Origin of the sequence: Yoonia maritima (genome assembly GCF_003003285.1) — a bacterium.
Lineage (GTDB): Bacteria > Pseudomonadota > Alphaproteobacteria > Rhodobacterales > Rhodobacteraceae > Yoonia > Yoonia maritima.
On the sequence record NZ_PVTP01000011.1, the window covers coordinates 132,110 to 143,795 of the forward strand.

11 protein-coding genes, 1 tRNA gene and 1 pseudogene are annotated in these 11,686 nt (G+C 53.8%); 6 read left to right on the top strand and 7 right to left on the bottom strand.

Annotation, left to right across the window (positions count from 1 at the left end; all coding sequences use genetic code 11):
• The first annotated feature begins 1 nt into the window (after position 1).
• From thiB to CLV80_RS15000, 3 genes are read left to right on the top strand one after another with little or no spacing between them, the layout of a single operon-like run.
• Positions 2–991, top strand: coding sequence for a thiamine ABC transporter substrate binding subunit (gene thiB, locus CLV80_RS14990; RefSeq protein ID WP_106358747.1), 990 nt, complete (start codon positions 2–4; stop codon positions 989–991).
• A complete protein-coding gene (locus CLV80_RS14995) occupies positions 967–2,496 on the top strand; it encodes an ABC transporter permease family protein (protein ID WP_106358748.1) in 1,530 nt (509 codons plus the stop codon). The genes thiB and CLV80_RS14995 overlap by 25 nt, the downstream gene beginning before the upstream one ends.
• Positions 2,483–3,175 (top strand): thiamine ABC transporter ATP-binding protein, encoded by a 693-nt coding sequence (locus CLV80_RS15000; protein WP_106358749.1) that lies wholly within the window; start codon positions 2,483–2,485, stop codon positions 3,173–3,175. Before CLV80_RS14995 ends, CLV80_RS15000 begins: the two co-directional genes overlap by 14 nt.
• Before the next feature lie 83 nt (positions 3,176–3,258).
• Here the strand turns inward: CLV80_RS15000 and CLV80_RS15005 are convergent, their stop codons facing one another.
• The 3 genes from CLV80_RS15005 to petA are packed head-to-tail and all read right to left on the bottom strand — an operon-like array spanning position 3,259 to position 6,028.
• Positions 3,259–4,104, bottom strand: coding sequence for a cytochrome c1 (locus CLV80_RS15005; protein WP_106358750.1), 846 nt, complete (start codon positions 4,102–4,104; stop codon positions 3,259–3,261).
• A 10-nt stretch (positions 4,105–4,114) separates the two neighbouring features.
• Complete coding sequence (gene petB, locus CLV80_RS15010; protein WP_106358751.1) at positions 4,115–5,455, bottom strand: cytochrome b; 1,341 nt, start codon at positions 5,453–5,455, stop codon at positions 4,115–4,117.
• Between the two features lie 12 nt (positions 5,456–5,467).
• On the bottom strand, positions 5,468–6,028 hold the full coding sequence (gene petA / locus CLV80_RS15015) for a ubiquinol-cytochrome c reductase iron-sulfur subunit (protein ID WP_106358768.1): 561 nt from the start codon (positions 6,026–6,028) through the stop codon (positions 5,468–5,470).
• A 443-nt stretch (positions 6,029–6,471) separates the two neighbouring features.
• Here petA and CLV80_RS15020 point away from each other — a divergent pair, with 443 nt between their 5' ends.
• Positions 6,472–7,116, top strand: coding sequence for an outer membrane beta-barrel protein (locus CLV80_RS15020; protein WP_106358752.1), 645 nt, complete (start codon positions 6,472–6,474; stop codon positions 7,114–7,116).
• Here CLV80_RS15020 and CLV80_RS15025 read toward each other — a convergent pair whose 3' ends face one another.
• The 4 genes from CLV80_RS15025 to dapF are packed head-to-tail and all read right to left on the bottom strand — an operon-like array spanning position 7,117 to position 10,463.
• Positions 7,117–7,719, bottom strand: a complete 603-nt coding sequence (locus tag CLV80_RS15025; RefSeq protein ID WP_106358753.1) for a glutathione S-transferase — start codon at positions 7,717–7,719, stop codon at positions 7,117–7,119. It lies immediately after the preceding gene.
• A 19-nt stretch (positions 7,720–7,738) separates the two neighbouring features.
• The gene (locus CLV80_RS15030; protein ID WP_106358754.1) at positions 7,739–8,371 is read right to left on the bottom strand and encodes a glutathione S-transferase; all 633 of its coding nucleotides are present in this window, start codon (positions 8,369–8,371) and stop codon (positions 7,739–7,741) included.
• Between the two features lie 5 nt (positions 8,372–8,376).
• Entirely contained in the window at positions 8,377–9,651 is a 1,275-nt protein-coding gene (gene mtaB / locus CLV80_RS15035; protein WP_106358755.1) for a tRNA (N(6)-L-threonylcarbamoyladenosine(37)-C(2))-methylthiotransferase MtaB, read from the bottom strand.
• Entirely contained in the window at positions 9,639–10,463 is an 825-nt protein-coding gene (dapF, locus tag CLV80_RS15040) for a diaminopimelate epimerase (protein ID WP_106358756.1), read from the bottom strand. Before dapF ends, mtaB begins: the two co-directional genes overlap by 13 nt.
• 84 nt (positions 10,464–10,547) lie before the next feature.
• Between dapF and CLV80_RS15045 the strand changes: the two genes are divergently transcribed.
• Positions 10,548–10,623: transfer RNA gene (locus CLV80_RS15045), tRNA-Lys, on the top strand.
• A gap of 166 nt (positions 10,624–10,789) precedes the next feature.
• Positions 10,790–11,443: pseudogene (locus tag CLV80_RS15050) on the top strand (restriction endonuclease); the annotation flags it as partial.
• Positions 11,444–11,686 lie beyond the last annotated feature (243 nt).

Here is an 11,686-nt window from a genome sequence, read left to right on the forward strand (position 1 = left end):
GATGCAAAAACCGATCTATCTGCCAGTTGTCGCGGGACTTGCCCTTTGTGCCACAGGCGCAATGGCCGAGACCCCGGTACTGCAAGTTTTGACATACGATAGCTTCGTCAGCGAATGGGGCCCCGGCCCCGCAATTGAGGCCGCGTTCGAGGCCGAGTGTGCCTGCGATCTGGAATTTGTCGGCAGCAGCGATGGTGCTGCCTTGCTGGCCCGTCTTCAGTTAGAAGGCCCACGTACCGAATTTGATGTGGTGTTGGGATTGGATACCAACCTGACCGCAGCCGCCCGTGAAACGGGCCTGTTTGCACCGCACGGTGTGACCGCTGATCTGGATTTGCCGATTGCGTGGACTGATCCTGATTTCTTACCATTTGACTGGGGCTATTTTGCCTTTGTCGGGAATGCGGATGATACCGTAGCGACGTCGATCCGTGATCTGGCTGACAGTGACCTAAAGATCGTTATCCAAGACCCGCGTTCATCAACGCCCGGCTTGGGTCTGCTGATGTGGGTCAAAGATGCCTACCCGGGCGAAGCCGCAGATTTGTGGGCCGCTTTGGCCGACAACATCGTCACCGTCACCCCCGGTTGGTCCGAAGCTTACGGTATGTTCCTAGATGGCGAAGCTGATGCGGTTCTGTCTTACACAACGTCGCCTGCATACCACTTGATTGCCGAAGAAGACGCCAGCAAAGTTGCTTGGTCGTTCGACGAAGGTCACTACATGCAGGTCGAAGTAGCGGGCAAAGTCGCTGGCACTGATCAGTCAGAACTGGCGGACCAGTTCATGGCATTCATTGTGTCCGAAGGGTTCCAATCTGTCATTCCGACAACGAACTGGATGTACCCGGCTGTGACCCCAGAAGCAGGATTGCCCGAAGGGTTTGAAACGCTGATGACCCCAACGGCTTCATTGTTGAAATCACCCGAGGATGCAGCAGCGATCCGGGATGAAGCATTGGAAGAATGGCGCAACGCGCTTTCACAATAAGTCCACGCTGGCCCGGCGCCCTATCTGGGGCGCTGGTACTGGTGTTGACGCTTGGGACGCTTGCAGCGGTTGCGCTGCGGGCGGACTGGGCAAGCGGGCTTAGTCCTGCTGATTGGGCGGCGATCCGGTTTACGGTGACCCAAGCCTTTGTATCCGCATTTATTAGCGTTCTATGCGCCATCCCCGTTGCGCGTGCCTTGGCCCGGCGACGGTTTCGCGGCCGTCAGGCGTTAATCACGCTGTTGGGCGCACCGTTCTTGTTGCCCGTTATCGTCGCGATCGTTGGGTTGCTTGCCGTCTTCGGTCGCGGGGGCATTGTGAACGTCTTTCTAGGGGTTCTAGGTTTCGACCCCATATCCATTTACGGATTTCATGGTGTCGTTCTTGCGCATGTTTTCTTTAATCTGCCGCTTGCCGTGCGGTTCATTTTACAGGGCTGGCTTGCGATCCCAGCTGAGAGGTTCCGCCTAGCCGCAAGTCTGGGTGCACCAGTGGGCCGCTTGCTCGAGATACCAATGCTGCGGGCAATCGTCCCAAGCACGTTCTTGGTGATCTTTCTGATTTGTCTGACCAGCTTTGCGGTCGCGCTAACGCTAGGTGGTGGTCCGAAAAGCACCACAGTTGAATTGGCGATTTATCAGGCGTTGCGTTTTGATTTCGACCTAGGGCGTGCGGCGTTGTTGGCGTGCATCCAATTTGGGCTGTGCGTTGTCGCTGCGGTCTTTGCGTGGCGCGTCACTGGTACCGATGCGATGGGCGCAGGTTTTGACCGCGTGGTCGCGCGTTGGGATTTGAAACGGCCGTTGCTGGACTATGTCGTTATCAGTGCGGCAGCGCCGTTCTTGTTAGTTCCATTGGGCATGGTCGTTCTTCGCGGGCTACCCGGGCTGTTGTTGATGCCGGGTACGGTTTGGATTGCTGCCCTACGATCTATCCTTGTTGCGATTGGCTCGGCGACCTTGTGTTGTGCGATGTCTGTCGCGCTCGGCCTTTGGGGTGGACGCGCTGTCGCAGTGATCGGGGTGCTGCCATTGGCCGCGTCGGGGTTGGTTGTGGGGACAGGGGCGTTCCTGATCGTCTATCCGTTCGTGAGCCCCAGCGATGTTGCCTTGATTGTAACCATGCTGGTGAATGCGACGCTTGCCCTACCCTTTGTATTACGCGCAATTGGCCCTGCGATTGCGGCGGTTCAAGACGATTTCGGGCGCTTGGGGGCGTCTGTCGGGCTGTCAGGTTGGTCGTGGTTACGTATCGTTGTCTTACCGCGCATTCGCCGTCCCTTGGGTTTCGGTGCCGGGCTATCAGCGGCTTTGTCGATGGGTGATTTAGGCGTAATCACATTGTTCGCTGGCAAGTCCGAAGAAACCCTGCCCCTCGCGATGTATCGTTTGATGGGGGCCTATCGTGTGGACGCAGCAGCAGGTGCTGCACTGCTATTGCTGGCGTTAAGCCTGCTGATATTTTGGATTTGTGACCAAGGAGGCCGCAGCGATGTTGATCTGTGATGGGCTAGAACTGCGGCAGGATGACTTTGAATTACGCGCGGATTTACAGTTTGTTGTTGGTAAAGTCACAGGGCTGATTGGCCCATCGGGGGCAGGCAAGTCGACGTTTCTTTCTGCGATTGCTGGCTTTTTTGTACCGGTTTCCGGTCGGGTTCTTTGGGACGATATGGAATTGACCCGACTGTCCCCTTCTGATCGGCCTGTCAGTATGTTGTTTCAGGATAACAATCTGTTTCCGCACCTTACGGTCGCGCAAAATGTTGGGTTGGGGCTGCGTCCTAGTCTGCGGTTGTCATCGACCGAGGCGGGTCGAGTTGAAGACGTCTTGGAAAGTGTTGGGCTGGCCGGTTTTGGTGGGCGAAAGCCAGCCGCGCTATCTGGTGGTCAACAAAGCCGCGCGGCGCTTGCCCGTGTGTTACTCGCTGATCGGCCCGTCGTTCTATTGGATGAACCCTTTGCGGCGCTTGGTCCGCGTTTGAAAGATGAGATGCTGGATTTGGTGAAAACGACGCTGGCAGATCAGGGCCGCACGGTGATTATGGTGACCCACGATCCTAACGACGCGAAACGCATCGCCGATGATGTCGCGATTGTTGCGGATGGAACCGTTTCAATGCCTGTTGCGACTAACGTTTTGTTTGATGATCCGCCCCCGGCATTGGTTGCGTATCTTGGATAACATGGGTGGACTAAAGTTCACCTTTGGTCACGAAAAAGGCCCACCAATTTGGCGGGCCTTTTCTAATTCGGTGACTGGATTGATCAGTCTTTGTGTTTGTGTGGTGCCCACAGACGTTTGTTTGTGAGGTACAGCAGTACTGACAGCATGATCAGCAGGATTACACCGGACAGGCCAGCTTGTTTACGCGCCATCATTTTAGGCTCGGCTGTCCACATCAGGAATGCAGCAACGTCTTGTGCCTCGTGGTGGAGTTCAGTCGAATGGCCGTCAGCGTATTCAACATCGTCACCCCAAAGCGGTGGCGCCATGCCGATCCAGCTACCTGGAACTGTACGGTGACCGTGATCGTCAAGACATTCTTCGGGGTAACCACCGGGGGCGAAGGCAACGTTATAGTAACCGTCAAAGTCCTCTGGCGCACATTCAGGCGTTTCATGGTAACCAGACAGGATCGACGCGATGTATTCTGCGCCGCCCATGCCTTTGACCAGTTGGTTGATCCCAGAACCCAATGGGCCGTGGAAGCCTGCACGAGATTTCGCCATCAACGACAGATCAGGTGCGCCAGCGCCAGTGACCGCAGGGAATTTATCCGCGGGTGTTGCTGCGCGATAGTCTTCGATGGATTCGTCGTAGACTTCGTAAAATTCTGCGTAAGCGCGCATCTGATCTTCAGGCAGCGCAGGGCCACCTTCGTCATGCAGTGTGCGGAATGCGACGAATTCTAGACCGTGACATGCTGAACAGACTTCGGTGTAGATTTGAAGGCCGCGCTGAAGCTGCATTTGGTCAAAGCTACCGAATGGGCCCTCGAATGAAAACGCAAAGTCTTCTATCTCGGTTTCTGCTTCGGCGGCGAACACTTGCCCTGATGTCAGGGCAAGCATTGTAGCGGCGGTAAGTGTGAGTTTACGGAACATATTCATTGGTCCTTTCTCACTCGGCCGATTTCGCAGAGGCAGACGCCCCAGCTTTCGGCGCGTAGTGCGCGTTAAAGTCGTCTTCGATGGTTGCAGGCTGTGGCAGCGGTTTCTCGATCACGCCAAGAAGTGGCAGAAGAACGAGGAAGTAACCGAACCAGTAAGTCGCTGCGATCAAAGAGATGTATGGGTAGATGCCGTCAGTTGGCATTGCGCCGACCCACATCAGAACCAAGAAGTCGAATGCCAGCAGTGCAAACCACCATTTGAACATTGGGCGGTAACGACCTGAACGAACCGATGATGTATCCAGCCAAGGTGCCAATGCCATTACAGCGATCGCGCCAAACATTGCCAGAACCCCAAAGAACTTCGCGTCGATGATGCCGAAGCTGACAAAGTTGACAAGTTGCACCAGCCACACGTCCGCAGTGAACGCACGCAGGATCGCGTAGAATGGCAGGAAGTACCATTCTGGAACGATGTGCGACGGTGTCGCCAGCGGGTTCGCAGGGATGTAGTTATCTGGGTGGCCAAGGTAGTTTGGCATAAAGCCAACGATCGCCATGAATACCGCCAGAACAACAGCCAGCGCGAACAGGTCTTTGATCACGAAGTATGGCCAGAATGGTAGCGTATCTTTTGCTGCGTCTTCTTTGCTTGTACGGCGAACTTCAACACCAGTTGGGTTGTTGTTGCCTGTCGTGTGGAACGCCCAAACGTGAACAATTGTCAGGCCCAGCAGAACAAATGGCAGCAGATAGTGAAGCGAGAAGAAGCGGTTCAGCGCAGGCTGACCAACAGCAGATGCACCAAGAAGCCATGTCTGGATTGATTCACCGATGAATGGGATCGCACCGAATAGGCCAGTAATAACCGCTGTACCGTGGAACGACATTTGGCCCCAAGGCAAAACGTAGCCCATAAACGCGGTGCCCATCATCATTAGGTACATCAACATACCGATGATCCAAGTGACCTCGCGTGGTGCTTTGTAAGAACCGTAGTACAGGCCGCGGAAGATGTGCAGGTAAACAGCAACAAAGAACAGCGATGCGCCGTTTGCGTGGAAGTAGCGGATCATATGACCGCCGTTTACGTCACGCATGATGTGTTCAACCGAAGCGAACGCCAGATCAACGTGAGGCGTATAGTGCATCACCAGAACGATACCGGTGGCGATTTGCAGAACCAGCGTAAACGCCAGAACGATGCCCCAGATCCACATCCAGTTCAGGTTCTTTGGCGTCGGAAGCATCAGGGTGTCATAGACAAGGCCAACGATGGGCAGGCGCGTGTGCAGCCACTTTTCGATGCCAGTCTTGGGTTCGTAATGGTCGTGGGGGATACCAGACATGGTGCGCGCTCCTTAACCGAGTTGAATTGTTGTTTCGTCTACGAAAGACGCAACAGGGATGGGAAGGTTGCGCGGTGCAGGACCTTTGCGGATACGACCGGCAGTGTCGTAGTGTGAACCGTGGCATGGGCAGAACCAGCCGCCGAAATCACCCTGTTCGCCCAAAGGCACACAGCCAAGATGCGTACAAACGCCCATCTGAACCAGCCAAGTACCGTCTTCTGACAGTGCGCGGTTTTCGTCGGATGCATCTGCATCACCAATAATGTTTTCGTTTTCAGCGCCTTGATCAGGCAGCTCGGAAACATCAACGGCACGGGCCGCTGCGATTTCGTCTTCGGTACGTGACCGAATGAAAACGGGTTTACCTTGCCACAGCACAGTCAACTGCGTGCCTGGCGCTACAGCGCTAATATCGACGCGGATCGACGCAAGCGCCAAAACGTCAGCTGAAGGGTTCATTTGGTTGACCAGTGGCCACACCGCTGCACCTGTCGCAACAACACCAGCCCCGGCGGTTGCGTAGTATATAAAGTCGCGGCGTGTGCCCTGATGATCGTCTGCATGTGACACGGCTTGCATCTCCGATTCTTTGATTGGGCCGATCGCCCACGGGAAAGACAGACCGATGTTTCCATCAGCCCATTCTGGCGCTGTTTAGCCATGAAAACATGATCCGTCCAGCGGACAATAGGGCGCAGGGTTCATTGTGGCCTTTATTGTTGTGAAACAACCAAGACTTCGTAAACAAGATTCCAATATCTGGTGGTGTGATTTCGACCCGCGATTTTGCAGAGATAGGCGGAGTACTGATCACTTTTGCGCGTGATCAGGTCGATTTTCGCCGACATCATGAAATTTGATGCTAAATTTGTGGCGTGTCAGACACATTACAGTTTGAAAATTTTAAGCTTGCCTTAATGGTACCTTGCTAGTGTGGCATGACAATCTTAGGCGAACACTCAATTCCGTCAGCTCACGGCGGATCTACACCACTCACATTCTAGGAAATTCCAATGTCCCGTGCGATCGCACTTTCCGTCCTCCTTATTGCAGCACCTGCTGTGGCCTCTGCTGAAATCGAGCTGAGTTTTTATGGAGGTGCGCAATCTGCCCCGGCATCGGATGTATCTGTGCGTGATGGCGTTATTGGAAACGATGACTTTTCAATCGATTGGGAAGGTAAATCATCGTCCGCGCCGATTTACTATGGCATTCGCGCGACACGCTGGAAGAATGAAGACTTTGGTTATGGGCTCGATTTCGCACATAACAAAATTTATCCCAAAGCAGGTGAACTGCCTGCGGGTTATGATGTGCTTGAGTTCACAGACGGTCTGAACACTTTGACAGTGAATGCCTATCGCCGTTGGAGTCATGCATTCGGTGATGTGACACCTTATGTTGGCGGTGGTCTTGGCCTCGCCATCCCACATGTCGAAGTCACCAATGGTACGTCAGAGACATTTGGCTATCAGGTCACTGGCCCTGCCGCGACTTGGGTTGCTGGTGCGACTTACCCCATTAACGATCAGTGGTCAGTCTTTGGTGAATACAAAGGTACGTATTCTAAAAATAAAGCTGATCTTGATACTGGTGGCACGGTTGAAACAGACGTGTTCACCAATGCCGTGAATATGGGCGTCAGCTTTAACTTTTGATTAGACTGGCGCGGTAGTAACCATGCTGTCGCGCTGACTAAACGCTGCGTGCCAATCGGCCAGTGCTTTGTTACCGGTTCGCCAGCCGCGCGCATCATGACGTAAATCCACATATGATAGTGCGCAGGCAACAGCGATTTGCCCGATGTTGAGCGGGCCGTTCAGATGGCTCATCCACTTGTTATTCACTGCAGCGATACCGCGATTGGCTTTTGCCCACTGCGCCTCGATCCAATCTGTTGACCGTTCGTTTTCTGGGCGCAGACGCACCTCGTAGGCCATAGCAACCGCTGCCTCCATGATGGCGTCTGCTGTCGCCTCAAGTGTCAGGATCTCCCAAATTCGGGTTTCGGGATACAAGGATCCGCCAGCGTGATCGTTCAGAAAACGGGTAATGACGCGGCTATCATAGATCGCCGGCCCGTCATCGCGAACGAGCGCCGGGATTTTCCCGGTTGGGTTTGCTGCAACGATGGTCGGGTCAGATGAAAGGGCGGTTGTGCTAATCGGGACCTCAGTGATTTGGTCGGTCAGCCCAAGTTCGCGGACAACAACGCGCGCCTTGCGAACGAATGGCGACATGCCGGACATCAATAGTTGCATAGCTAACCCCCTTGTTAATTCAGGGGAACAAGACCTGATCCTGCCCGTCTTGCCAAGGCGAATATTTTGTCATGATGCTGGAAAAACGGTCTGACATCAGGAAATCATCAAGCCATTGGGTAAGTGGCCCCAGATCCTGTGCATCAAACCAAGCGCGATCTGTATTGGCGAATTGGCGGACAAAAGGCAGAATTGCCATATCAGCGAGGGTCCGTTTATCGCCCATAAGGAACGGATGCTTTGTCAGCCGATCATTCAACAGCCTAAGAAACAGCATCGCCTTTTCGCGTTGTTCGGATTCGTCCAAATCGGGATAGCGGACAGCGTATTTCGTGTGATCCAGCGCTTTCTTAAACGGCCCTTCACAGGTCGCGATCAATTCGAACCCTTCGGCGGCCATATCAAGCCATCCTTCGGGGTCGCTTTGGCCCAAGGCCCACATCATAATGTCGCGGCTTTCGTCAATCACGCGGTCTGGTAGCTGCAATACTGGTACGGTGCCCTTTGCAGAGGCTTCCAAGAACGGGGCTGGTTTGTTGCGCAAAACGATCTCGCGCAGTTCGACCGGTTGCCCGCTTGACTGGATCGCTAGGCGTGCGCGCATCGCATATGGGCACCGCCGAAATGACCAGAGGATTGGTAGGCTTTGCATCAGTGCTACGCTGTCAGCTGAACACCATCGCGTCCAGTGATCTGTGTTGTAACGATCTGGCTTTCGGGTTGGTCCCTTTCGAACTTCACTTCGGTGAACTGTTCTGTCCGACCCATCCGGGGGTTTTCCATCAGTATATGATGTGTCGCGCCGATTTGTGCATTTAGATGCAAATCAACTTGCGCCTGCCCTGCCGCACGTAGACGCGCCGCACGGTGTTTGATCAGTTTTCCGTTGACCTGCGTTGGGATTTTGGCGGCCGGTGTCCCTTCCCGCGTGGAATAAGGAAAGACGTGCAGCCAAGTTAGGTCGCAATCTTTCACCAAATTCAGCGAGTTTTCGAAATGTGCTTCGGTCTCGGTCGGGAAGCCCGCGATGATATCGGCACCAAAGGTCATATCAGGCCGAAGCTTTCGCGCATCTTCGCAGAACTGAATAGCGTCATCGCGCAGGTGGCGGCGTTTCATCCGTTTCAGGATCATGTCATCGCCATGCTGTAACGACAGGTGCAGATGCGGCATCAGGCGCGGTTCGGTCGCGATCGCCTGCATCAGATTTTCATCGACTTCGATGCTGTCGATCGAACTGATGCGCAGGCGGCGCAGGTCAGGCACGAGTTTCAGAATACGCATGACAAGATCGCCCAACTTGGGCGCTGCAGGCAAATCCGCGCCCCAACTTGTCAGGTCAACACCCGTTAGAACGACTTCATTATATCCACGATCTACAAGCCGTTTAATTTGATCAACGACAACGCCAGCCGGAACCGACCGGGAATTGCCGCGACCATATGGAATGATGCAGAAGGTACACCGATGGTCACAACCGTTTTGCACCTGAACATAGGCGCGGCTACGTGTGCCAAAGCCATCAATCAAGTGGCCCGCCGTTTCGGTGACCGACATGATGTCGTCGACCTGTACTGGCTCTGTTTGCCCAATCAGATTGGGCGCCATGTTGGCCCAAGTCGCCGGGTTCATCTTTTCGGTATTGCCGATAACGACATCGACCTCGGACATCTTAGCGAATGTGTCGGGTTCGGTCTGCGCGGCGCAGCCCGTCACAATTAGTTTTGCACCCGGATTTTCGCGGCGCAATTTGCGAATGTCCTGGCGGGCTTTGCGCACGGCCTCGGCTGTGACGGCGCAGGTATTCACGATCACCGCGTTTTCGACCCCTGCCGAAGTCGCGAGCTCTTTCATCGCCTCAGCCTCGTAAGCATTTAGCCGGCAACCGTGGTTCGAGAATTTAGGTGCTTTGATATCCATTACAGCCGCCATTGCCCGTCAAAGACATGTGCCGTCGGACCCGTCATCCATACACCGTCATCGCGCCATTCGATATTCAAGATGCCGCCGTCCAGATCAATGCGCACGGATCGCCCAGTGATCCCACGACGCGCAGCCGCCACGGCTGTCGCACAAGAGGACGAGCCAGAGGCTAGTGTAACCCCTACACCGCGTTCCCAGACCCGCATACGCAGGTGGTCCGGCCCTGAAAGGCTCGCGAACTGCACGTTCGTGCGCTCTGGGTATAGCGGATGGTGTTCAATCTCAGCGCCACGCGCGGCTAGATCAATCGCTTCAGCATCGTCCACAAAGAACGTGCAGTGCGGATTGCCCATACCAGTTGCGGTGGGTTCTCCGTCAATCGGTAGACGCAGCGTGTCGACGTCACGTGCCAAAGGAACCTCATCCCAGTTCAATTGAGGCTGCCCCATATTAACAGAGGTCAGGCCATTTCCAGCGTCTTTGGCGTAAAGGGTTCCGCGGTCTGTCGTCAGTGTCAGCGAATCGCGTCCCGTTTCATCCATCAAAAACCGCGCAATACAGCGTGTCGCATTCCCGCAAGCACCTGCAGTCGATCCATCGCTGTTCCAAAACGTCAAATGCACGTCCGAATCCGGCGAATTGGACAGAACAGCAAGCTGATCGAATCCGACTCCACGGTGCCGATCAGCGATTGCGATGGCTAACGTTGCGTCAATTTGTGGGGTGATTCCCCGTTCATCGACGACAACAAAGTCGTTTCCAAGGCCATGCATCTTCATGAAGGGCAGATATGATTGAGTTTTTGCGGTCATAGCGGCCATATAGTGGAGTCTTTTATACTATTCTAGTCGAGATGACATTTGGGGGTTGACCCTAGCGTGCCACCTTTCTAATTAGCGCCCAGTGGGCCGTTAGCTCAGTTGGTAGAGCAACTGACTTTTAATCAGTAGGTCGATGGTTCGAACCCATCACGGCTCACCACTTTTTCAATTGTGACGAATGACATGTGATCGTTCCTTTACGACAGTGTTCTTTCCTTTCTCACACCATTATTGCCAACTAAGATAACCATCTTGGCACGTGAAGTAGGCGTTTTGACATGGCGGATGACTGGAAAGAGTATTAGGAAGAGGCAGCCGAGTTTTTCAGATCACTCGGGCTCCTAGCTGAGACGGATGTCACTCTAGTTGGAGTGAGGACCACACATGATATCGATGTTGTTGTGCGGTCAAAACATGTTGGTTTTGAAATTCTTTGGCTTGTTGAATGTAAACACTGGAAAACTCCTGTTTCAAAACTCCATGTTTTGGGATTGCGTGAGGTTGTGGCTGACATCGGAGCTGATCGAGGAATCGTCCTCTCAGAGTCCGGCTTCCAATCGGGAGCAGTTGAAGCCGCGAACCTAACAAACGTTCAGGTTACCTCTATTGCGGCACTTTCTTTGGAAGCGGAGAACGACACCTCTGCTATGCAGTTGCGCGAGCTATTTGATAGGATTGAATCGTGCAAAGACTCGTATTGGGAGTTGGACAAAGAGCATCGGATTGAAGCCGGACTTCGCCCAGAAGTTGGCGGGCACGGCTATTCCAGTATTTTCGTCATGGATTTTTGCAGGGAACTTCTTTCTCGTGCCTTTCGTGGACTTTTCCCGATCGAGATGGGCATGTCTGGGATACTCATTGACCCCGCTATGTCGAATACTTTCTCCAGTAGCCAAGAAGTTCTTGCGATCGCTGAGCCATTAATTCAGGAGCTTGAGCGCAAATTGGAGGCCACGCACAATAGTCCTGGAAGCCCCTAACATGGCGCAATGCGCTGACTAACGTGGTGTTCCGAAGCAACAATTGGTTGAACGCGCAGTACTCCTACTCCATCATGTTGAATATAAGTGATGCCCGAGTGGCGAACTAGAAAGTCGAGTTAGTATTTGGATCAGATAGATTTCGAAGTGGACCTGTCGCGGATTTGTTCCGCTCCTTTGACTTGGTATTTTGCCTCAAAGGAGAAACGAAATGGCATCACCACAACGAACCCCAGAATTCCG

Bases quoted from the DNA above. Each gene is read 5' to 3' on its own strand.
- CLV80_RS14995 (WP_106358748.1), top strand. From the start codon at position 967: ATGGCGCAACGCGCTTTCACAATAAGTCCACGCTGGCCCGGCGCCCTA.
- dapF (WP_106358756.1), bottom strand. From the start codon at position 10,463: ATGGCCGCTATGACCGCAAAAACTCAATCATATCTGCCCTTCATGAAG.
- CLV80_RS15025 (WP_106358753.1), bottom strand. From the start codon at position 7,719: ATGCAACTATTGATGTCCGGCATGTCGCCATTCGTTCGCAAGGCGCGC.
- CLV80_RS15000 (WP_106358749.1), top strand. From the start codon at position 2,483: ATGTTGATCTGTGATGGGCTAGAACTGCGGCAGGATGACTTTGAATTA.
- CLV80_RS15020 (WP_106358752.1), top strand. From the start codon at position 6,472: ATGTCCCGTGCGATCGCACTTTCCGTCCTCCTTATTGCAGCACCTGCT.
- CLV80_RS15030 (WP_106358754.1), bottom strand. From the start codon at position 8,371: ATGCAAAGCCTACCAATCCTCTGGTCATTTCGGCGGTGCCCATATGCG.
- CLV80_RS15005 (WP_106358750.1), bottom strand. From the start codon at position 4,104: ATGAATATGTTCCGTAAACTCACACTTACCGCCGCTACAATGCTTGCC.
- mtaB (WP_106358755.1), bottom strand. From the start codon at position 9,651: ATGGCGGCTGTAATGGATATCAAAGCACCTAAATTCTCGAACCACGGT.
- petB (WP_106358751.1), bottom strand. From the start codon at position 5,455: ATGTCTGGTATCCCCCACGACCATTACGAACCCAAGACTGGCATCGAA.
- thiB (WP_106358747.1), top strand. From the start codon at position 2: ATGCAAAAACCGATCTATCTGCCAGTTGTCGCGGGACTTGCCCTTTGT.